Consider the following 22,138-nt stretch of genomic DNA (forward strand, 5'->3'; position numbering starts at 1 on the left):
ACAAAAAGTGGGATTTATTTTTTTATAATACCCGTTTTACTTCTTAAAAAGATCAGTCCTGCAATAATGATTCCTGCTCCGGCGAACTGCAGAACAGATAATTTTTCGCCATCGAGAATTCCCCATATAATCGCAACAATAGGCATCAATAACGTAACTGTGGAAGCGAATAACGGAGAAGAGACTTTCAGCAAACGGTAATTCATCATCATAGCCAGTCCGGTTCCGAAAATCGACAGCAAACTTACAAACATCAGTCCCGTCAGATGATCTTCGTCAAAACTGAAAGTTGAGAAAAATCCCGTAAATGCAAGCGCAATCAATGATGGAAAGAACAGTACAAACGAAAAGACAAAAGCTGATAAAACCGAGGAAGAAACCTCCATTAATTTAGATTTTACGGTTGTTGTACTTACTGCATAACACAGGGTAGCCAGCAACAGCAACAAAATAGGAATCAGCTTAAATGTACCGCTTTCCGCATTACCTCCGAAAGCAAGCAGGCAAACGCCGGTAAAGCTTATCAAAGTTCCCGTAATTTGTCGTCTTGTCGTTTCAAACTTCCAGATTAAAGCTCCGACAATGATCACAAAGATCGGCATCATTGAGTTAACAATCCCTGCAATACTGCTGCTGACTTCAGTTTCCGCAATAGGAAAAAGAAACATCGGAATAAAATTTCCCGTAAAAGCAGCCAGCAACAACCATTTCAGATGTTTTCTCGGAAAGAGTTTATATTTTGAAACCGCAATAGGCATCAGGATAATTCCGGCAATAAGCACTCTCAATGCTCCTACCTGATACGGGCTAAAGTGATCAAGAGATTTTTTAATTAAAATAAAAGAAGATCCCCAGATAATACTCAGGAAGACCAGAAGAATCCATTTTTCTCTATCGGTGTTCATTGTTTTTATGTAAAATTTTCAAAAATTCCCGCTTGGGAATCATTCTCGCACCAAGACTTTCCAAATGATCGGTGTGAGACTGGCAGTCAATGAGTTCCAATTTATTTTTATGGGTTTCAACAAAATGGATAAATCCTGCTTTTGAAGCATTGCTTACTTTAGCAAACATACTTTCGCCACAGAAAACATTTCCGATCTGCAGACCATAAAACCCGCCTACCAGTTCATCATTTTGCCAGACTTCGATACTTTTTGCTAGGCCGTATTCATGAAGTTTAATAAAAGCTTCCATCAGTTCATCTGACAGCCAGGTCCCGGCCTGTCCGTTTCTGCTGATTTCCTGACAGTTTTTTATAACCGCTCTAAAGTTTTTATTTTCAGAAAATGTAAAAGTTTCCCGATTCAGAATTTTCCTCATCGATTTTGAAACCCTTATCTCATCAGGAAACAGTACAAACCTCGGATCGGGACACCACCAGAGGATCTCTTCACCCGAATTGTACCAGGGGAAAATACCGTGTTGATAGGCAAACCAAATTCTTTCTACCGACAAATCGCCACCAAAAGCAATTATTCCTTCGTGGCCGTCATACACTTCCGGATCGGGAAAAGAAATCTCATTTTCGTCTAGTCGAATCATTTTTCAGGAAAAAAAATCCCACTTAAGAAAGCAGGATTTGTATTTCAATAGTATTTTTTAATTTAGAAAGGCAAATCGTCATCATCGTCTCCGGCGAAAGGATTTTCATTGGAAACAGAGGATGCAGACTGAGAAGGTGCTGCCTGTGTAGGCTCTGAAGCATTGTCAGAAACTTTCTCGATTCTCCATCCTGTAATCGAATTGAAGTACTTAGTTTCACCTTGTGGAGAAACCCATTCTCTTCCTCTGATGTTGATTCCTACCTTTACATTTTCGCCTTCTTTCAGATTATCCAATAAACTGATTTTATCAGACAAAAATTCTATGTTTATCGGCTGCGGATATTGCTCCTGCGTTAAAATAACCATTTCTCTTTTTTGGAAACCGCTCGCAAAAGTCTGAGCATCAAAAAGTTTCTTTACAGTTCCTTGTAATTCCATATCATATTAATTAACGATGTAAAAGTAATAAAATGAAATGTAATAAAGGGGGTCGGACATAAAAAATGTAAAAATTTTAATTTTTTTTATTGAAAATTTTGGAGGTAAAAGAAATTATTCTATCTTTGCACCACTGAAAACGAGAGAAGTTCTTTAAAATAAGTTCCGAAATAAAAAACAACGCGGATGTGGTGTAATTGGTAGCCACGCCAGACTTAGGATCTGGTGCCGAGAGGCGTGGGGGTTCGAGTCCCTTCATCCGCACAGTTTGCGAAAATAGCTCAGCTGGTAGAGCACAACCTTGCCAAGGTTGGGGTCGCGGGTTCGAATCCCGTTTTTCGCTCCACGCCTGCCCTGGTGGTGGAACTGGTAGACACGCAGGACTTAAAATCCTGTGCCTCTTTTGGCGTGCGGGTTCAAGTCCCGCCCGGGGTACTAAAAAACCTCTGTTACTTCGGTTAACAGAGGTTTTTTGTTTTTATCCATTCATCAGCATTCTTTTTATACTAAAAATTCATATTAGAAGTTTATTAGAATTCTCCTTTAGAAAGTTCGATTTAAACTTTTCTTATCTGTGAATCCATTCGATGTTCATTTATACAATATTCTAAAATTTTTTTTTAAAAACATTCAGATCCGAGATACACTCATTATAATTACCATCCAACTTCGATAAGCAATTTTTCCGGTTATTTAATTTTTCTATTTTTGTATAATTCCTTACTCCAATGAAAAAAATCATTCTCATCGAAGACGAAACAAGCGTAGTATCCTTTATCAAAAAAGGACTCCAGGAAAACGGCTATGAAATTTCGGTAGCTTTTGACGGAAAAACAGGCGTTCAGATGGTGGAGTCGAGCGATTTTGATCTGGTGATTCTGGATATTATGCTCCCGGAAATGAACGGTCTTGATGTCTGCAAAGAAATCCGGAAGACCAATCAACATGTTCCGATCCTTTTTCTGACGGCGCTCGGAACTTCGGAAAATATTGTGCTGGGACTCGAAAACGGAGGCGACGATTATCTTGTAAAACCTTTCAAATTCATTGAACTTGTCGCTCGTGTGAAATCGCTCTTAAGGAGAAGCAGCAACGGAAGTAATCCGGAAATTCCTGAGCCTGAAGTAGACCAAGAACATATCTACCAGTTTTCAGATCTTATTCTGAATGATTATACTAAGAAGGTTACCCGAAACAATGAAGAAATCTCGCTTACCTCAACAGAATATAAACTGCTGATGTATTTTCTGAATAACCCTGAAAAGGTGATTTCCAGGGCGGAAATTCTGGATGCTGTATGGGGCGTTAATTATGAACTGGGAACTAATGTTGTGGATGTTTACGTTAATTACCTCAGGAAAAAGCTGGACAACCAGGAAGATAACAAACTGATTCATACCGTTATAGGAATGGGATATGTTTTAAAAAAACCATAACAGATGTTCAACAAAGTTATTACCAATCAGACCAAAACCATGGTTCTTCTGATGCTGGTCTTTACAGCCATTATCCTGCTGTTCAGTGGCTTGGTGTATTTTTCTATCGTTAATTTCTCTCACCAACGGTTTTATGAGCTTTTAAAAATACGTACCACGACCATCATACAGGTAGAGAAAAGCAAGGATAATCTGGATCTTCCGGAAAACTATATTCTGAACGGTCTGAATGACGAAGAGCTTCCCATGGAACGAGACTATGTTTTCGCGGTTCCCACCGATTCCAATTTCAATAAAATCTCACAGGAAATTCATATTCCGGGATCTTTTTTCAGAAATATCGTAAAAAAGGGAGAGGCCAACTATAATGATAAAGAATTTTATTATATAGGTCAGACCTTCCGGCATGATAATAAAAGCTATATCGCTATCGCTTCGGCAAAAAATCATTATGTAGTTTATTATCTCGGCTTTCTTAAAAGAACATTAATCACCTGTATTGTTCTGTCGCTGTTTTTCAGTATGATTTTTTCTTTTTATCTGTCGAAAACATTGTTTAAACCAATTTTAAAAATCACGGGTAAAGTAAAGGATATCAGCTCAGAAAACCTTCACCTCAGACTGGAACCTCAGCCCGACAATAAAGAACTCAACGAGCTTGTGGAAACATTCAACGATATGCTGAATCGCATTGAAACTTCTTTTGAAACCCAAAACCACCTCATCGGAAATGTTTCCCATGAATTGAGAACACCTTTAACATCTATCATGGGGGAAGCAGATGTAGCACTTTCGATCTCAAGAACCAACAGCGAATACAAGGAAACTCTTGGAATCATCCTGGATGAGGCCGAGAAATTGGATAAAAAAGATCAAAGCATTGCTGATGATTGCGCAAACAGGATTCGACGGTAAGATTCAGAAAATGGATAAGGTAAGGATGGATCAGCTTCTTTGGGATGTTATTGAGACACTACGCAGAATCGATTCAAGAAACAATATTTATCTTGATATCAGTATGCTTCCGGAAAACCCCAAGAAGCTGAAAGTACAGGGGAATGAACAGCTTCTTCATCTCGCGGTTACCAATATTATCCAGAACGGTTGTAAATATTCTAATTTTCAGCAGGTAAAAGTTTCGCTCGGAGCGACGGACAATGATGTTTATATCATTATTAAAGATAATGGAATCGGAATTCCGCAGGAAGAAATGAATAAAATTTATGATCCGTTCTTCAGGGCCTCTAATACACATAACTATGAAGGCTATGGAATAGGACTTCCTTTGGCCCGGAATATCGTAAGAATGCACCACGGCGAACTGATTGTAAGCTCATACGAAAACCAGGGAACAACCGTACAACTCCGTTTCCCGAATTTCTACAGCACGATGCACGAGAACAATGAAGTTTAACTAAAAGTTTTTAAACTAAAAAAACCAACCTCATTGAGATTGGTTTTACTTTTTTATTTAAAGTTGAATTTTACGGTAAACATTACCTGGCTTGGCCGAAGCTGTATTCTGGTGTAAGAGATACTTTGAGGATTTATATTATATGTTTCAAACACTCTCTTATTGGCTATGTTCATCCACTTCAGCTCAAAATCAATTTTCTTTTTAGCCCAGGTAAACTGATAAGAAAGATCATAGAAACCATTGTTATAATTTTGTTCAGCAGCACTTGTATTTACCTGATCCCAATTAAATCCAATGGTATGGTTTTCTAACGGATAAAAGAAAACGCCTAAATTATGGTTGAATCCGCTTCTTGAATTCTCATTATTAAGCTGTGGAGTATTACTTTTGCTCACCTGCTTTGTTCTGGAAATATTAAAATTGTAATCAATACTCATCCAGCTGAAATAAGTGTTGTTAAATTTGAATCCGTATGATTGAGCATTATTTCTGCTGGTATAAGCAAATCCGTTCTGGTAAGCATCAGATTTTGATGTATTATTGCTGTAGCTCACTGAAGCATTGGTTTTAAATTTTGGAAAATACTTTCCAACTTCTCCCGAATAGCCATTATTTAAGACATGATTATCCTGCTCAATATACTGCATAATGGTATACCCGGCATTGTTTCTGATCGGAGCAGAGATAAGATTTCTTTTTGCATCGGAAAATCTGTAATTAACATTAAAGAATAAATTGTTCAGAGGATTCCTGTATTCTATTCTTGTCCCCGCAGATTTGTTATTATTCTGAGGTATTGGATTGTTTGCATCCATCGCATTGATTCCATTGGGTGAAGTCATCATAAATCCTGAATATGCAGTATTCACCTCTCCAAAATTATTGTTGATATTCGCATTTACTGAAGCTTTCCAGAATGAAGCAAATGTATACTGTGCAAAAATATTTGGTTCAAAAGTCACTTTATTCACATCTTTTGAAACTGATCTCGCAGGATCATCCGCTTTAATATTATTTGAATTTACCGGGAAGTTTGCATAAATCATCCAGGAATCATTTTTATAATTCACGCCGACACTTCCATAAGGCGTTGCTGTAGTATAGGTAAGGTCATTGCTGTAAGCCGATATCGGAGTATAGATCGGGTTAGGATCATCAATAGCTGGCAGATTGGTCAGTACATTAGAAAGATCAGATACTAAATTTGTTGATTTAAAATTAAATCCTATTTCCGGAGTAAATGTCCATCCTTTTGTAGAAAAACCAATGTTCGCAGAATGGTTGGCTTCAAAGGTTTTCAGTCTCATGTTTTGTGTGGCGAGGCCCGAAGTATTTGGTGTAAAGAAACCCGGAACCTGTAAATACGAAGCCGGCGATACTTCCAGGGTCTGCCTGTCGTTCTGATAGCTGATATAAGATAATACATTCACCATTTTTTCTTTCCACGGAACAATGGTACTCAATGAATTTTGGAAGGATGTTGTAGGAGATTCAACAGCTTGCTCTCCATGCCTGTCAGAATTTCCTATAGTGCTTGTTCTATCTGCGATTCCCCGGTCTGCATTCCAATACTGGGAAAAGCTTGTTGTATTTTTAAAGAATCCCTTCTTTGCATTTTTTGTAAATATTAATTCTCCTTTTGCTTTATCTGTATAGAAATTGTTAAAAATATTTTGAGTAACTGTTGATGCCGGTTCATTTGTTGTTGCAAAATAATCTGTTTTAGCATACGATTCCCTTTCTACCGCATTATTGGTATAATTAGCATTGGCTTTCAGTTCCCATTCTTTTTTCTTATCAATATTGGTGAGATAGTTGGCAGACACGTAATGCACACTGTTCATCAGGTATCTTTTTACCGGAAGATTCGGCGTGTCTGCATTTTCTACATTCAGCCAGTCATTTTGCGAGGCATTGATTCTTCTTCCTTCAAATCTGTTTCCAAACGCTAATATATTTCCTTCGTTTTCTACCTGTTCGCCGGTATTGTTGCTTTTGTAATTGACTACCCATTGGCTTTTCTGTCCGAAAAACATTGGCGTTAATTTAACATTCCACAGCAGAGGACTTCCACCTACTCCTACTTCACCTCTACCGGTCATAGTTACGGAGTTTTTCAGTTTGATATTGATGGCAGCCTGATCCGAAGGCACTTTGTCCTGAAGGATCTTTACGGGTTGGTGATTCTCAAGAACCTCAACTTTCTGTACCGCATCTTTCGGAAGTGAGTTGTTGATGGTTCCGTATCCTCCTTCCATCAGGTCTTTTCCATTAACGTAAAATTTGTTGATGGCATTCCCCTGGTAAAGAATTGTTCCGTCAGTATTTACTTCGATGCCGGGGATTTTTTTCATAACGTCAGCAAGCGTTCTATCGCTTTTGCTATCGAAAGCTTTCAGGTCGTAAGCAATAGTATCACCCCTAGCCGTGATCATTTTTGTTTTCAGCTGCACTTCTTTAATTTCAGTGGCTTCCCCTTCCATCTTGAAGTTTGCCGTCTGATCGCTGTTGCTGATCTGCTTGGTTAAAGGTCTCTGATTGAATGCCTTTACTTTCAGATCTACATTAGATTCTGCAGAAGTAAACGACACTTTGTATTCTCCTTTGGAGTTGGTAATTGCGTAGGCAAGAATAGCATCTTTTCCCGGCTCTTCTATCGTTACACTCGCACTGGGGATTGCAACGCCGTCTTCATCCGTGATTTTTCCCGAAACTGTTTTCTGCGCAAATGATAGCACAGAGAAAAAAATCATGACGAATAAAGTAATTTTCGATTTCATAATTTATTATTTATGTAATTAGTTCGTCTTTAAAGCTTTTTGTTACACAATTTTAAAGATTGATATATTATAAAAAAGTTAAAAGACTACATATCACTAAAAACACAGTTATAATTTCTTTGAAATTTTTTAAAAAAAGAAAAATATTAGTAAAAAAAACAAATCATGTTTTTTTATTTTAAGCCAGAAATTATTGTGATAGAAAAATATTCCCTGAAGATCTGCTTTTGCTTATTCTTATTAACTTTTATCAAATTTGTTTTATAAATCAAAGCCTTATATTAGTCACGGAATGGATTCGAGCTATTCATTTTTGTGTTTTTGCCCTGTAATATTTTACAGGGTATTTTGTATAAAATATTTTTATTTAGAACAAATAGGTAAAAATGATTGGAATCATAGATTAAAAAAAGCTTAAATATGTTAACATCTATTTTTATTTAATAATTTTGTAACATTAAATTAAAAAAAATGGGAATCAATCTAAAGCCGATAGATATCGTAGATGACATTACAAGAGAAGAATTCATTGAAAAGTATCTAAAGCCAAGAAAACCTGTGGTAATCAAAAACATGGCGAGAAAGTGGCCTGCTTATCAAAAATGGACGATGGAGTATGTGAAGGAAGTAGTAGGAGATGTAGAAGTTCCGTTGTATGACAGTTCCAAGGCAGATCCCGCAGCTCCCATTAACGCTGCTGTCGCAAAAATGAAATTTGCCGATTATATCGATCTTATCCAAAGAGAACCCACCGATCTGAGAATTTTCTTTTTTGACCCTATAAAGCATGCTAAAAAATTACTGGCTGATTATATTGCTCCCAAAGAGTTAATGGGAGGATTTCTGGATAAATATCCTTCCATGTTTTTCGGAGGAAAAGGGTCCGAGACATTTCTTCATTTTGATATTGACATGGCGCACATCTTTCACACCCATTTCAACGGCAGAAAGCATATTCTTCTTTTCGATTACAAATGGAAAGAAAGGCTTTACCAGCTTCCTTATGCGACGTATGCACTGGAAGATTATAGTATTGAAAACCCTGACTTTACAAAATTCCCGGCCCTGGATGGTGTAGAAGGCATCGAATGCTTTCTCGAGCACGGAGACACACTGTTTATGCCAACCGGCTGGTGGCACTGGATGAAGTACCTCGATGGCAGCTTCTCCATTTCTCTGAGAGCATGGGACAAATCTTGGGCCGTAAAAGCCCATTCTTTATGGAACCTTACCGTTCAGCGTAAATTCGACGATATAATGAAGAAGAATTTCAAAAAGAAATACATGGACTGGAAAGAGAAAATAGCCATCAAAAGAGCAGAAATCGCTCTGAAAAGAGGACTTCCAAAATAGAGCATTTTAAAAATAATTAATTTAAAACGATAAAAGACATTTCAATGATTGAAATGTCTTTTATCGCAAAATAAGGTCTTGGATTTTAAAGTTAAATTCACATCGTGCTTTTAAACACTTTACTTCTTTTATTTTATTTCATATTTTTACCAACCTAATTTTTAAGACAGATTTTAATGGCAAAGACAGCGAAAAAAGAAACCCCGTTAATGACGCAGTATAATACCATCAAGGCGAAATATCCTGATGCGCTATTGCTATTCAGGGTTGGGGATTTTTACGAAACTTTCGGCCAGGATGCTGTCAGAACGTCACAGATTTTAGGGATTGTTCTTACCAAAAGAGCCAATGGAGAAGGTCATATAGAATTGGCCGGATTTCCCCATCATTCCGTAGATTCTTATTTACCAAAACTGGTACGCGCAGGAATGCGGGTTGCGATCTGCGATCAGCTGGAAGATCCGAAAATGGTGAAAGGGATTGTAAAAAGAGGAGTAACGGAATTGGTGACACCTGGCGTTACCTTCAATGATCAGGTTTTAAATTCAAAAAAAGAACAACTTCCTGCTTTCTCTGCATAAGGAAAAAGAGAAATTCGGGATCGCTTTGGTAGATGTCTCTACGGGAGAATTTTTAGTAAGTGAAGGAAACTTGGAAAAGCTGCTTCATATTGTGAATACCTTTGATCCTAGTGAGATTATTTATCAACGAAGTGTCCAGATTCCGGAGCAGATCAAAAATAGGAGTGCTTTTAAACTGGAAGACTGGGCTTTCCAATATAATTTTGCGTATGAAAAACTTACGACCCATTTTAAAACCAATTCCTTAAAAGGTTTCGGTATTGAAAATCAGCAACAGGCTATTACTGCTGCCGGCGCCATTTTCGCTTATCTTGTTGAAGATACGCATCACAATTTACTGTCACACATCACCAAAATTCAGATCATTCCGCAGGAGGATTATCTGATGATGGATCATTTTACCCTGAGAAACCTTGAAATTGTATATCCGAGCAGTCCACAAGGCAAATCTTTGCTGGATATTATAGATAAAACTTCAACCCCAATGGGAGGAAGACTGTTGAGAAGAAGGATTATTCTCCCTTTGAAATCAGTCGGGGAAGTCAACAGACGGCTTTCTTTAATTGATTTTTTAAACGAAAACGATCATCTTAAATATGAAATTTCCCAGCTGCTGAAATCCATTTCAGATCTTGACAGACTGATGGGAAAACTGGCAGCCGAAAAAATCTCCCCGAAAGAATTGGGATATCTGCGCCAAAGTTTAATTAATATTCATAAAATTAAAGGTCTGCTTCATCCTCATGCAGATGTATTGGCATGGCTGGATCCCTTATATGATCAGGAGGAACTGATCAAATGTCTTCAGAATCATCTGAATGATGAGCTTCCGGTGAATCTGGCGAAAGGAAATGTTATTAAAGAGGGCATCTCCGAAGAACTCGACAGGTTGCGGGGGCTTCAGTCGAAAGGTCGTGGCTTTCTTGATGAAATGTGCCGGAGAGAAATTGAAAGAACAGGAATTTCAAGCCTTAAAATTGATTTTAATAATGTTTTCGGCTACTATATTGAAGTCCGGAATACCCATAAAGATAAAGTTCCGGCAGACTGGCTCAGAAAGCAGACGTTGGTAAACGCCGAACGTTACATTACAGAAGAGCTTAAAGAATATGAAAACCAGATTCTGGGTGCAGAAGAGAAAATCGGAGTCCTTGAAAATGAACTCTACAGAAAAGTATGCGGAGACACGATCATTTATATGGATCAGATTCAGGAAAATTCGAATATCATTGCACAGCTTGATGTGGCAGTAGGATTATCGGAATTAGCTGTTTCTGAAAGTTATACAAAACCTGTTCTCAATGAAAGCTTTGCTATTGATCTAAAAGAAGCAAGACATCCCATCATTGAAAACGCACTTCCTTTAGGAGAAAAATATATTCCGAATGATATTTTCTTAGACAAAGATTCTCAGCAGATTATCATGGTTACGGGACCGAATATGGCGGGTAAGTCGGCGATCCTTCGTCAGACTGCCATCGTATGTCTCATGGCTCAGATCGGAAGTTTTGTTCCGGCAAAACATGCTGAAATCGGTATTTTAGATAAAATTTTCACAAGAGTTGGGGCAACAGATAATATTTCTGCAGGAGAATCGACTTTCATGGTAGAAATGAACGAAGCTGCCAATATCCTGAATAATATTTCCGAACGAAGTTTAATTTTATTAGATGAAATCGGCCGCGGAACTTCCACATATGATGGAGTTTCCATTGCCTGGGCCATAGCAGAATACCTTCATCAGCACCCGACTCAGCCAAAGACTTTGTTTGCTACCCATTACCATGAATTAAATGAAATGACGGTGAATTTTGACAGGGTAAAAAACTTTCACGTTTCAATCCAGGAGAATAAAGGCAATATCATTTTTTTAAGAAAACTGATTCCCGGCGGAAGCGAACACAGCTTCGGGATTCATGTGGCCAAGCTGGCGGGAATGCCGTCAAAGGTGGTCAACAGAGCCAATGAAATCCTGAAAACTCTGGAAGCCAGCCGTACTCAGGGCAGCTCTTCGGAAAGTATCAAAAGGGTAACTGAAGAAAATATGCAGCTTTCATTCTTTCAGCTCGATGATCCTGTTTTGGAAAATATCCGGGAAGAACTTACCAAAATAGACATCAATACTTTGACACCGATAGAAGCTTTAATGAAGCTTAATTCCATAAAAAAAATGATTGGTGGATAACCAATCATTTTTTATGAGCTTGTGTGAGTTTTATTCTAACCTAATGCTTTTTTAGCGTAAGAGGAAATGTATAAAGATAGCGTACCGGCTCTCCGTTAATAGTTGCGGGTTTCCATTTTACGAATAACCTTCTCACGGCTACTTCTGCCGCATCCGAATGCTTTTTTGTCGCTTCCTGTCGCCGCTACAGATCTCACATAGCCTGTTTTTTCGACAATAAAATAAACACGGGTATCAATACTTTTGGATTTCACATCGATGATATCCATTTTTTCTGCAAACTGCCGTCTGAAATTTTCCATTCCGCCGGGGAATTCCGCAGGAGTATCAGCCTTGGTAAAGACATCATCCAGTTTCATTTTCTTCTTTAAGACAGCATAATCCGGAAGCTGTGAAACTGAAGCGTACTCTGTCTGCGAGAACAATAAGCTACTAACAAACAATATTGAAAATAAGATAACTTTCTTCATGCCGTAAATATTTGATTGTTTTTTTAGCAGCAAAAAAGAGCGCCGAAGCGCTCTGTATTATAAATGATTGTATTCGTAGGTTGTCATCTCCGATTTGTAAGGCTGATTATTACTGTGATAATAATCCCGGATAGCTTTTGTAGGATAGCTTTTAGTATTGTACTCGTAGGTTGATTTAAAAATGGTTGATTCTTCTCCTCCGTTAGAATATGTTATTAGATTTTTATACTCTTTAACATTCCTTGCGGATCCGTTCATGTCCTCACTTTCCAGCATTTTTGTAAAGCCTGTTACATTTTTGAAAGGATAATGTCCTCCGTCGTAAACAATATTTTGCAAGCTTCCCGTTCCGGTGTAGGTAACTGTAGGCTGAACATCCGTAACGGTTTCTGTCCAGTTTTTTAATGATCCATCAGAATTGGTGTAAGCATCCCTGACGTATGTTTTAGTATTACCCGGAGAAACAAAAGCCTGTGTTATTTTAATCTGATCACTTCCTATATAAATATATGTTATGATATTCGATGAATTGGGAAGATCACTTGAGGTAGATGTTTTCTTCGTAATTTTCTGATTGCTGTTGTAGGTAAGAAGTACGGTATCAAAAGTACCGTCGGAGAAAGTATCAACATATTTTGTAATTAAGTCTCCTGTATAAGTAAAGGTTCTCGTCCAGTTTTCAGTCGTGTTTTTCATTTCGGTTATCTTGGTGCCGCTGTAGCTGAATGTAAAATTGTTGCCATCCTGAACCATTTTTGTTACCAAAATCGGATTGTCGAATTCCGAGGTGTCCTGATCTGCAGTTCCGCAAGAAATCACGGCACATAAAGTGAATAATAAATAATTTTTCCTCATCTTGTATTAATTTCAGCAAAAATAGCAGAAATATTTTTTAATATCGAAATTTAATGCAAAATTTTAGGATAGAATATTTAATTTAGGTGATTTCGGCGGCCTTCGGCCGCCGAAATCACCTAAATTAGCATAAAACTTTCATTGAATATATTGATCAAATTTTCAATATCATTGTTAAGAAAAACAGTACTCCCCTATGATAAAATTAACCTTCAACCTGAAATATTTTCTTTTCTCCATTTTTCTTTTCTTCATTGAAGTTCTCATTGCTACCGTATTAAAAGATATTTTCTTTATCCGGGCTTACCTTGGAGATGTGATCGTTGTGATATTGCTTTATACACTCGTGAAATCTTTTGTAATCATTAAAGACACCCGGAAACTTATTTTGGGGATCTTTATTTTTTCCTGCCTCATAGAATGGACACAATATTTCAATATTGCCGATAAGGTGGGATTTCAGCCGGGAAGCATTATGTATATTATCGTTGGAAACTCTTTTTCCTGGATAGATATCGCTTGTTATGCTGCCGGATGTCTGCTGTTGCTGCCTTTCACTAAATCAGAAATTACCATATAATTACCTTCCAAAGCTGTCGTATTTGTCTTCTGCGTATTTGATAAAGCGGTTTAGCAAGGCTACATTCTCTTTTTCCAGAGGGGTAAGATCGTTATCTACATTATTGGAAACAGGAATATACCAGTCGGTCTGCTCAAAGAAATTCCTATAGGTTGCCTTTTTGAATGAATAGCCGTGACGTGCAAACACGGAGTTTTTAATGATTTCCATATCCAGCTTACGGAGATTCTTAAGATCTTTTTCCGTTAATTTCTGTTTGGATGCATTGATTTTAAATACCGCATCAGAGGCCACCCTGTTTTTGGAAGCAGTATAGGTTTCTGTATTACCAGTGTGTTCATCGGTATATTTTTCAACAAAGTTCTTCGGATTTTCCCAGTCGATGAGGTCATTATCCGGGCTGAGCATGAAATTCGGATTGTAAACAAATTCTTTTTTGATCAGTTTTAAATTTTTCGATGGTGCTTTTACTGCCGTTTTATTGAATGCGTTCCATGTTCCGGTAAGGCTGTCGTTTTTTAACTTAACCTCAAATCTTCCGTCAGTTTTATCATTTCCCGGCTCATCAAGAATAAAAGATTTTGACGTTTCATTAAAAACACCGCGAAAAGGTCTTTGATTTCCATCAACAATGCTTTGTCCGTAGACACTGTCTTTCGTGATTCTATTGATTTTCAGGGATATTTTCTTATAAACTTCTCCCTCATACTCTTCTCCGATTTCTGGTGTGATCATCTCCTTTCCCGCAAAGTCGCCCATGTAAATTCCATAATATTCTTTATAAATTTCAGGAACAACAACCGAATCTTTTTTTGGCGGCAAGACTGCCTTTGTTACTACTTGTGTCTTTTGATTCTTTTTTACAGCTTATCAAGGCAATGGCAAAAACGAAAACGAAAGTTAATTTTAAAATTTTCATATAATATGGTTGGTGTTAATGATAATACAAGACTGTCACAGCAATTTTCTTGCAATTAAATATTCAATGAATAAAATATTGGGAATCCAGCCCAGCCATGCAATGATCTGGTAAACATCCATCGGATCCGGGTGAAATAAATATACGATAATTACTTTCCACATTCGCAGCGTAATGGCAGAAATCGTCAGTGCAAAACTCCGCCACATCCATTGTTGATGATCTCTAAATTTCTTTTGCCGCGCCAGCTGATACGCTTTCAACGTAGAAAACCACCATAAACATCCCAAAATAACAAACGAAATTTTAGAACATATCCCTCCGTTGGCAAAAATGCCCATGTAAATACCTGAAGGAGCCGCAAGAAAAAGAATCAGAAAAATATAGATCTTTCCAATGTTTTTGTGAAGGTCTTTTATTCCTAAACCTTTTCTGAGAATAGCCAAAAAGCCTGTGAGCAGCACAAAAATGCTCGTGTAAACGTGAGTATAGAAGAAATAAAGATATTCCGGACGGCTGGTGACTTCCGTTTGCTTAATCATTAAAAAACTTACATCTGTCTTCAGCGGAACATATTCCCATGTAATTTTCAGCATCAGCCAAAAGAAATACCCGAATCCTAAAATAAAAAGGATTTTAAGGGTCTTTGGAATATTTTTTCTGACTGAGAGCATGATAAATATAATTCTACTCTAAATTCATTGTGATAGGTAACTTAGATCTATATTTTACAGGAATATTATTAATCATAGCGGGAGTCCACTTTGTTTTAGACATGGTTTTCATCACACGTTCCATCTCTTTATTCATAGATTTATTGTCTCCTATGACTTTTATATCTGTCACGCTACCGTCCTCGGATATCACTAATTGGATTTCTGATTTCACTGTTCCCTTTTCGTCTATTTTAGCGACATTAAGCATACGTGAAAAATTATTTCGGAAAGCATTAATTCCTCCGGGATATTCCGCCGGTTTATTGGATTCATCAATAGTAATCTTTTCAACGATCTTATTTTCGATTTCCTGTGCATTTGTCGCTGTAAAAACAACCAGCGAAATACATACAATTATTTGTTTTATTAGCATAGCTATATATTATAAATTATTCAAATCCTGCGCAATCAGCCACGCTTCACTCCAACAGGCCTGGAAATTAAAGCCACCGGTTACCGCATCAATATTCAGAACCTCTCCTGCGATATAAAAGTTAGGCAAAACTTTCGAAGACATATTTTTAAAATTGATTTCTTTTAAATCAACACCTCCGGCGGTAACAAATTCATCTTTAAAGGTTGATTTTCCCGTCACCTGAAATTTCTTTCTGCACAGGTTTTCGATGATTGTCTGTATTTCTTTTCCTGAAATATTCGCCATCTGCTTATTAAGATCTACTTTCGAAACCTCCAGAATTCTTTGCCAGAAACGGTTTGTTACATCAAAGATTTTCGACTGCCCGATCGTTTTCTTTGGGTTGGATTGTCTGAATTTCTGAAACAGTTCTTCAGCTTCATCAGAATCTTTAGAAATAAAATTCACCACAATTTCAAAATTGTATTTCGCCTTTGCAAAATTAATCGCTTCCCAGGCCGAAATTTTCAGAATTGCCGGACCCGAAAGTCCCCAATGCGTAATCAGCAGCGGACCACTTTCTTCTGTTTTCAGTTTAGGAATGGAGGTTTCTGCCATTTCAAAACTTGTTCCGGCAAGGTCTTTCAACAGATCATCTTTGATATTAAAAGTAAAAAGCGATGGAACCAGATCAACAATTTTATGGCCCAAATTTTCAATCATTTTCAGAGATTTCGGAGAACTTCCGGTAGTGTAAATAATATAATCAGCTTCAAAATCTCCTAAACTTGTCTTAACTATATATTTTTCGTCAAGCTTTTCTATTTCCCTTACGGAACATTTGGTTTTTACTTCAACGCTTTTTTTGCTGAATTTCCTGCAGCATTGCATTAATAATACTCTGTGAAGAATTGCTTTCCGGGAAAACACGGTTGTCATTTTCGATCTTTAACGAAACTTTTCGGTTTTCAAACCATTCCATTGTATCTCCCGGCTGAAACTTGGTAAAAACGCTTAACAATTCTTTATTCCCCCGCGGATAGAACTGAACGAGCTCTCTCGGATCGAAACAGGCGTGAGTAACATTACATCGACCTCCCCCGGAAATTTTCACTTTCTGAAGTACATCCGAGTTCTGTTCGAGAATAGTAATTTTGTAAAGGTTTTCGTCAAGATTGGCAGCGCAGAAAAATCCTGCAGCACCACCTCCGATAATGATGATTCGTCTCATAGTTCTGTTAATCTTATGCGCAAGATTATTTTTGCAAAACTACAATTTTTATAAACCATCTTATTTGAGTAATTTTGAAAAATTATCACCAAAATAAATTGTAAATGATATTCTACCATAAATTCGAGGTCCGTTGGAGTGATCTCGATGCCAACAAGCATTTAGCCAATTCATCATATGTTCAGTATTGCGCTCAGTCGAGGATGGCTTTTATGACCAAAGAAAAAATGGGGGTTACCCAGCTTAGCCGCTGGGGAATCGGGCCTGTAATTCTTCATGAAAGATATTCTTTTTTTAAAGAAATTTATGCCGATCAGACCGTGATCGTAAGCCTGGAAATCGACGGATGCGCAGAAGACTCTTCTATCTATCGTTTTGTACACAAATTTTATACTCCGGATGGAGAACACTGCGCAACCGCTGAAGCAACAGGGGTATGGATCGATATGATGTTGAGAAAAATGACAACACCGCCGGATGATGTGGTAGAAGCCATGAATAAATACAAAACTCCTGAAACGGTGGTTTTAACAAGAGAAGATTTTAAAAATCTTCCCTTCCGACCGGAGAATATTGATCCGGCAGTATTTACTAAATAAATGATAATTGATAAATGATGGCTGATTTTAACCATCATTTATCAATTATTAATCATCAATTATATTTTAATTTATGTTTGAAGATAAAAATCCGGAACTGACCCCCATTTCCAAACTGGGAGAATTTGGGCTGATTAAACACTTAACGCAATTCTTTCCTTTATCCAACGAATCTTCGGAGCTTGGCGTGGGAGACGATGCAGCGGTGATCAATCCTGAAAATAAAAAAATAGTCATTACGACAGACGTCCTGGCAGAGGGCGTTCATTTCAATCTGGGCTATGTTCCGCTAAAGCATTTGGGCTATAAAGCAGTGGTCGTAAATCTCAGTGATATTGCGGCCATGAATGCCACGCCAACACAGATTTTGGTTTCGCTGGCAGTTTCCAACCGCTTTCCGGTGGAGGCGCTGGAAGAAATTTATGCAGGAATTCAGGCGGCTTGCGAAAGATATAAAATTGATTTAATCGGTGGAGATACCACCAGCTCCAATGCCGGACTGGTAATGAGCATCACCGCTATCGGAATTGAAAGCGATGAAAATATTGTGAAAAGAAGCGGGGCAAAGCCTAATGATCTGCTTGTGGTAACAGGCGATTTGGGAGGTGCTTATATGGGTCTTCAGATCCTGGAAAGAGAACACGCCGTTTTCCTTGCGGATCCTAATATGCAGCCGGAAATGGAAGGCTACGATTATATTCTGGAAAGACAGTTAAAACCTGAAGCGAGAACCGATGTAAAGGGAATTTTGAAGCAACTGGATATCACCCCTACTTCAATGATTGATATTTCTGATGGCCTGGCTTCGGAAATCCTTCACCTTTCGGATCAGTCGAAAGTAGGCTTCAGATTGTATGAAGAGAAAATTCCGATGGATAATCTGACAATCACTACGGCTGATGAATTTAATCTAAATCCTGTAATGACTGCTTTAAGCGGTGGAGAAGATTACGAATTATTATTCACCATTTCTCCCAATGATTTTGATAAAATTAAAAATCACCCGGATTTTACCATTATCGGGCATGCCGTTGAAAAAGAAGAAGGAAATTTCATGATCGCAAGAGGATCTAACCAACTGGTCGCTTTAACGGCGCAGGGTTGGGATGCTTTTTTGGGAAATCAGTAAGATCGCCAGCCTCTCATTGAAGCAAATAACTCCGATCTTGATGTAGATAGCTCAAATTTCTTAGCTCGGAGCTCAAATTTTTGAGTGAAAAGCTCAGATGTTTGAGTAAAAAGGTCCGATCACCAAGCAAAATACCCGGAACACCAAGCAAAAAGCTCCGACGTTTGAGCAAAATGCTCAACTTTCTAAGTTCCGGACTCAAATCATCCAAATAAAAAGCCAGCTCATTGAGCTGGCTTTTCAATGTATGTCTAGATCTTAAGATTTTACAATATTCACAATCACTTCCATTGCTTTCTCCATACTCTCCAAAGCAACATATTCATACGGTCCGTGGAAATTGATTCCTCCCGCGAAAATATTCGGACACGGAAGCCCCATATAAGACAACTGTGCTCCGTCGGTTCCTCCTCTGATGGCTTTGATTTTAGGCTCTATTCCCGCTTCTTTCATTGCCGCTGCAGCCAGATCAATGATATGCATTTTTCCTTCAAACTGCTGCTTCATGTTTCTGTATTGCTCTTTGATCTCAATTTCGGCAGTTCCTTCACCATGTTTTTGATTAAATTCAGCAACCTTTCCTTCCATGAATTTCTTTCTTGCCTCAAATTTATCGGCATCATGGTCACGGATAATGTATTGGAGTTTAGCTTCGGAAATATCTGCGTTCAGATCCATTAAATGATAAAATCCTTCAAACCCTTTCGTTGTAGCCGGCGTTTCGTTCGCAGGAAGCATTTGTGCAAATTCCGATGCCAGTAAAGCGGCATTCACCATTTTTCCGTAGGCATAACCCGGGTGAACGCTCAGTCCGTGGATTTTTACCACAGCACCTGCCGCATTAAAGTTTTCATATTCCAGTTCTCCTACTTCACCACCGTCCATGGTATAAGCGAATTCGGCACCGAATTTAGCAACATCAAACTTATGGGCTCCTCTTCCGATCTCTTCATCAGGCGTAAATCCTACGGCTACTCTACCGTGTTTGATTTCAGGATGCGCAATCAGATATTCCGCAGCGGTTACGATCTCAGCACAGCCGGCTTTGTCATCGGCACCCAGAAGGGTATTCCCATCAGTCGTGATCAGGGTTTGACCGGTATATTTTTTCAGGCTTTCAAATTTTGAAGGCGATAAAGTAAATCCTGTTGCCTGATTTAAAACCAGATCACTTCCGTCATAATTTTCCCACACCTGCGGTTTTACATTTTCCCCGTTGAAATCAGGTGAAGTATCATAATGTGAAATAAACCCAATGGTCGGCTTAGTATCTCCTTCAAGGTTAGAAGGCACATATCCCATGATATACCCATTCTCGTCAATCGATACATTTTCAAGACCTATCGTTTTCAGTTCTTCCACAATATAGTTGGCGATATTCCACTGTCTTTCTGTAGAAGGTGTTGTTTCGCTTTCGGCATCGCTGGTTGAATATATTTTTACATAATTAAGAAAACGGTTCAGTAACTTTTCTTTCCACAAAGGGCTGAATTCTATTGCGCTCATTATTAGTATAAATTTCCCGCAAAGTTAACAATTTTGGTGTTCTGAATGATTTATTTGTAAACTGATATATCCGATTGAAATTTTAAATGACATATAAAGGTTTGACAATCAAAATAATGATAGATTTGTTCAGGATAAAACGAAATTGTTTAGTTTTATTATATTTGAGAAAATCTAAAAGTAAAACATGTTTCTTACTGAATGTCCGCGTGATGCAATGCAGGGTTGGGGAGAATTTATTCCCACAGATAAAAAAATAGATTACATCAACTCTTTGATGGATGTGGGCTTTGATGTACTCGATTGCCTGAGTTTTGTTTCTCCGAAAGCAATTCCACAAATGGCAGATTCTGCCGAAGTTGCCGAAAACATTGATAAATCCAGATCCCGCACAAAAGTTTCTGCGATCGTCGCCAACTACCGAGGTGCCGAAAAAGCGCTAAAACACCAATCTGTAGATATTATAGGCTTTCCTTTTTCTATTTCTGAAACTTTTCAGCACAGAAACACCAATAAAAGCCAGGAAGAAGCTTTTAATGAGATTATTAAGATGTCGGAACTGGTGAAAAATGAAAATAAGCAGCTGAATATTTACTTCTCTATGGCTTTCGGGAATCCGTATGGTGAAATGTGGAAATGGGAAGATGTAGATTTCTGGGCTCAACGGTTTTCAGAAATTGGAATTAAAGATATTTTACTGTCTGATACAACAGGAGTTGCAACGCCGGAAACGATTGCTCTTTTATTTGAGAAAATTCCCTCAAAATATCCGGAGATCAATTTTGGAGGTCATTTTCATAACCGCTATGAAGATTCCTACTCTAAATTAAAAGCGGCTTACGACAAGGGTTGCAGAAGATTTGACAGCGCCATCAAAGGAATCGGCGGCTGCCCGATGGCAAAAGATGACCTGGTAGGAAATATGCCGACCGAACAGGTCATTAATTTTATGAGCGTGGAAAAAGCCAGCCATAAGCTGAACCTTCTGAATTTCGAAAGTTCTTATAACAAAGCAAAAGATATTTTTCATTTTTAAATATAAATTATCAGATAAAAAATCAATAGGGGCGGGCTTTAGCCCGCTTTATTTTTCAAAATACAAAATGGCTTTAGCCAAAACTTATATTTAAACCAATCCAAAAAAATCAATAAAATGTCACCAATAATCTCTCCCTCCGAATTCAAAACCCTTTCCGCAAAGAATCTTGTTATTCTTGATGCAAGAGCGGGTAAAGATGTCTATCAAAATTATTTGAATAAACACATTAAAGGCGCAAGATTCATCGATCTTGATAAGGATCTGGCAGAAATCGGGGAAAATGCCGCTTTCGGTGGAAGACACCCCCTTCCAAGCGTTGAAAAATTTGCAAAAACAGTATCAAAATTCGGAATTTCAGAAGATTCACATATTATTGTTTATGATGATAAAAGCGGAGCCAATGCGGCCGCAAGAGTTTGGTGGATGCTGAAAGCTTTTGAATTTGAAAAGGTGCAGGTTTTGGACGGTGGTTTTCAGAATGCAGAAAAAGAAGGTTTAGAATTTTCTTCCGGAGAAGAAACATTTGAAAAAACTGAATTTATCAAAAAAGATAAATGGCTTCTTCCTGTTTCGACACTGGAAGATGTTGAAAATGAACTAACAAACCATTCTTCAACGGTCATCGATGTTCGGGATGCTTACCGCTATAAAGGCGAATCTGAACCGATTGATCTGGTTGCCGGACATATTCCGGGAGCGATTAATATTCCTTTTTCTGAGAATCTCGATGAGAATGGTAACTTTCTGAAACCTGAGGTTTTAAAAGAAAAATATTCAAAATTATTGGAAGGAAAACCTGAAAACCTGATTATTCATTGCGGTTCAGGAGTGACGGCTTGTCATACGATTTTAGCGCTGGATTATGCAGGATTTAATATTCCGTCTTTATATGTGGGTTCCTGGAGCGAATGGAGCAGACGGGAAGGAAAGGAAATCGCGAGAGAAGTTTAGACTATTAATATTCTGAATTTTAAACAAAACAAAGGCTGTCAATTTATTTTT

General features: G+C 38.0%; 19 protein-coding genes, 3 tRNA genes and 2 pseudogenes. 13 read left to right on the forward strand and 11 right to left on the reverse strand.

Annotated elements, in window-relative coordinates:
- Nucleotides 1-14: 14 nt before the first annotated feature.
- The 3 genes from AAHI02_RS12715 to AAHI02_RS12725 form a co-directional block, all read right to left on the reverse strand.
- Entirely contained in the window at nt 15-905 is an 891-nt protein-coding gene (locus tag AAHI02_RS12715) for a DMT family transporter (protein WP_346983556.1), read from the reverse strand.
- Nucleotides 892-1,545 (reverse strand): leucyl/phenylalanyl-tRNA--protein transferase, encoded by a 654-nt coding sequence (gene aat / locus AAHI02_RS12720; RefSeq protein ID WP_346983557.1) that lies wholly within the window; start codon nt 1,543-1,545, stop codon nt 892-894. Before aat ends, AAHI02_RS12715 begins: the two co-directional genes overlap by 14 nt.
- Nucleotides 1,546-1,607: 62 nt before the next feature.
- The gene (locus tag AAHI02_RS12725) at nt 1,608-1,985 is read right to left on the reverse strand and encodes a DUF3127 domain-containing protein (protein ID WP_042722786.1); all 378 of its coding nucleotides are present in this window, start codon (nt 1,983-1,985) and stop codon (nt 1,608-1,610) included.
- Between the two features lie 182 nt (nt 1,986-2,167).
- Between AAHI02_RS12725 and AAHI02_RS12730 the strand changes: the two genes are divergently transcribed.
- The 6 genes from AAHI02_RS12730 to AAHI02_RS12755 all read left to right on the forward strand — a co-directional run bounded on the left by AAHI02_RS12730 (nt 2,168) and on the right by AAHI02_RS12755 (nt 4,835).
- Nucleotides 2,168-2,249, forward strand: a tRNA-Leu gene (locus tag AAHI02_RS12730).
- Nucleotides 2,250-2,255: 6 nt separating this feature from the next.
- A tRNA-Gly gene (locus tag AAHI02_RS12735) sits at nt 2,256-2,331 on the forward strand.
- 5 nt (nt 2,332-2,336) lie between these two features.
- A tRNA-Leu gene (locus tag AAHI02_RS12740) sits at nt 2,337-2,420 on the forward strand.
- 293 nt (nt 2,421-2,713) lie between these two features.
- Nucleotides 2,714-3,421: a response regulator transcription factor gene (locus AAHI02_RS12745; protein ID WP_346983558.1), complete on the forward strand. Its 708-nt coding sequence runs from the start codon at nt 2,714-2,716 to the stop codon at nt 3,419-3,421.
- A gap of 3 nt (nt 3,422-3,424) precedes the next feature.
- Complete coding sequence (locus AAHI02_RS12750; protein WP_346983559.1) at nt 3,425-4,336, forward strand: histidine kinase dimerization/phospho-acceptor domain-containing protein; 912 nt, start codon at nt 3,425-3,427, stop codon at nt 4,334-4,336.
- Nucleotides 4,308-4,835, forward strand: coding sequence for a HAMP domain-containing sensor histidine kinase (locus AAHI02_RS12755; RefSeq protein ID WP_346983560.1), 528 nt, complete (start codon nt 4,308-4,310; stop codon nt 4,833-4,835). Before AAHI02_RS12750 ends, AAHI02_RS12755 begins: the two co-directional genes overlap by 29 nt.
- Nucleotides 4,836-4,888: 53 nt before the next feature.
- Here AAHI02_RS12755 and AAHI02_RS12760 read toward each other — a convergent pair whose 3' ends face one another.
- A complete protein-coding gene (locus AAHI02_RS12760) occupies nt 4,889-7,618 on the reverse strand; it encodes a carboxypeptidase-like regulatory domain-containing protein (RefSeq protein ID WP_346983561.1) in 2,730 nt (909 codons plus the stop codon).
- 471 nt (nt 7,619-8,089) lie between these two features.
- Between AAHI02_RS12760 and AAHI02_RS12765 the strand changes: the two genes are divergently transcribed.
- Both AAHI02_RS12765 and mutS read left to right on the forward strand, forming a co-directional pair.
- On the forward strand, nt 8,090-8,971 hold the full coding sequence (locus AAHI02_RS12765; protein WP_346983562.1) for a cupin-like domain-containing protein: 882 nt from the start codon (nt 8,090-8,092) through the stop codon (nt 8,969-8,971).
- Between the two features lie 176 nt (nt 8,972-9,147).
- A pseudogene (gene mutS, locus AAHI02_RS12770) lies at nt 9,148-11,737 on the forward strand (DNA mismatch repair protein MutS).
- Nucleotides 11,738-11,832: 95 nt separating this feature from the next.
- On the opposite strand, the gene AAHI02_RS12775 reads toward mutS, so the two are convergent.
- Entirely contained in the window at nt 11,833-12,207 is a 375-nt protein-coding gene (locus AAHI02_RS12775) for a hypothetical protein (RefSeq protein WP_346983563.1), read from the reverse strand.
- A gap of 57 nt (nt 12,208-12,264) precedes the next feature.
- The gene (locus AAHI02_RS12780) at nt 12,265-13,062 is read right to left on the reverse strand and encodes a hypothetical protein (protein ID WP_346983564.1); all 798 of its coding nucleotides are present in this window, start codon (nt 13,060-13,062) and stop codon (nt 12,265-12,267) included.
- A gap of 196 nt (nt 13,063-13,258) precedes the next feature.
- Here AAHI02_RS12780 and AAHI02_RS12785 point away from each other — a divergent pair, with 196 nt between their 5' ends.
- Entirely contained in the window at nt 13,259-13,642 is a 384-nt protein-coding gene (locus tag AAHI02_RS12785; protein WP_346983565.1) for a DUF2809 domain-containing protein, read from the forward strand.
- On the opposite strand, the gene AAHI02_RS12790 is transcribed toward AAHI02_RS12785, so the two are convergent.
- The 4 genes and pseudogenes from AAHI02_RS12790 to AAHI02_RS12805 all read right to left on the reverse strand — a co-directional run bounded on the left by AAHI02_RS12790 (nt 13,643) and on the right by AAHI02_RS12805 (nt 16,863).
- On the reverse strand, nt 13,643-14,464 hold the full coding sequence (locus AAHI02_RS12790) for a YARHG domain-containing protein (protein WP_346983566.1): 822 nt from the start codon (nt 14,462-14,464) through the stop codon (nt 13,643-13,645). It abuts the gene before it with no gap.
- Between the two features lie 132 nt (nt 14,465-14,596).
- Complete coding sequence (locus tag AAHI02_RS12795) at nt 14,597-15,235, reverse strand: DUF2306 domain-containing protein (protein WP_346983567.1); 639 nt, start codon at nt 15,233-15,235, stop codon at nt 14,597-14,599.
- 13 nt (nt 15,236-15,248) lie between these two features.
- The gene (locus AAHI02_RS12800) at nt 15,249-15,650 is read right to left on the reverse strand and encodes an energy transducer TonB (RefSeq protein ID WP_346983568.1); all 402 of its coding nucleotides are present in this window, start codon (nt 15,648-15,650) and stop codon (nt 15,249-15,251) included.
- Between the two features lie 9 nt (nt 15,651-15,659).
- A pseudogene (locus tag AAHI02_RS12805) lies at nt 15,660-16,863 on the reverse strand (NAD(P)/FAD-dependent oxidoreductase).
- Between the two features lie 104 nt (nt 16,864-16,967).
- Here AAHI02_RS12805 and AAHI02_RS12810 point away from each other — a divergent pair.
- Together AAHI02_RS12810 and thiL are read left to right on the forward strand one after the other, a co-directional pair.
- Nucleotides 16,968-17,462, forward strand: a complete 495-nt coding sequence (locus AAHI02_RS12810; protein WP_346983569.1) for an acyl-CoA thioesterase — start codon at nt 16,968-16,970, stop codon at nt 17,460-17,462.
- Between the two features lie 73 nt (nt 17,463-17,535).
- Nucleotides 17,536-18,591, forward strand: a complete 1,056-nt coding sequence (gene thiL / locus AAHI02_RS12815; protein ID WP_346983570.1) for a thiamine-phosphate kinase — start codon at nt 17,536-17,538, stop codon at nt 18,589-18,591.
- A gap of 258 nt (nt 18,592-18,849) precedes the next feature.
- Here thiL and pepT read toward each other — a convergent pair whose 3' ends face one another.
- Nucleotides 18,850-20,097 carry a peptidase T gene (gene pepT, locus AAHI02_RS12820; protein WP_346983571.1) on the reverse strand — a complete coding sequence of 416 codons (1,248 nt, stop codon included), beginning with the start codon at nt 20,095-20,097 and terminating at the stop codon, nt 18,850-18,852.
- A 187-nt stretch (nt 20,098-20,284) separates the two neighbouring features.
- On the opposite strand from pepT, the gene AAHI02_RS12825 reads away from it, so the two are divergent.
- Together AAHI02_RS12825 and AAHI02_RS12830 are read left to right on the forward strand one after the other, a co-directional pair.
- Entirely contained in the window at nt 20,285-21,133 is an 849-nt protein-coding gene (locus tag AAHI02_RS12825) for a hydroxymethylglutaryl-CoA lyase (RefSeq protein ID WP_346983572.1), read from the forward strand.
- A 117-nt stretch (nt 21,134-21,250) separates the two neighbouring features.
- Nucleotides 21,251-22,087 carry a sulfurtransferase gene (locus tag AAHI02_RS12830; protein ID WP_346983573.1) on the forward strand — a complete coding sequence of 279 codons (837 nt, stop codon included), beginning with the start codon at nt 21,251-21,253 and terminating at the stop codon, nt 22,085-22,087.
- Nucleotides 22,088-22,138: the final 51 nt, after the last annotated feature.

It is taken from the genome of Chryseobacterium sp. POE27 (assembly GCF_039727685.1).
GTDB lineage: Bacteria > Bacteroidota > Bacteroidia > Flavobacteriales > Weeksellaceae > Chryseobacterium.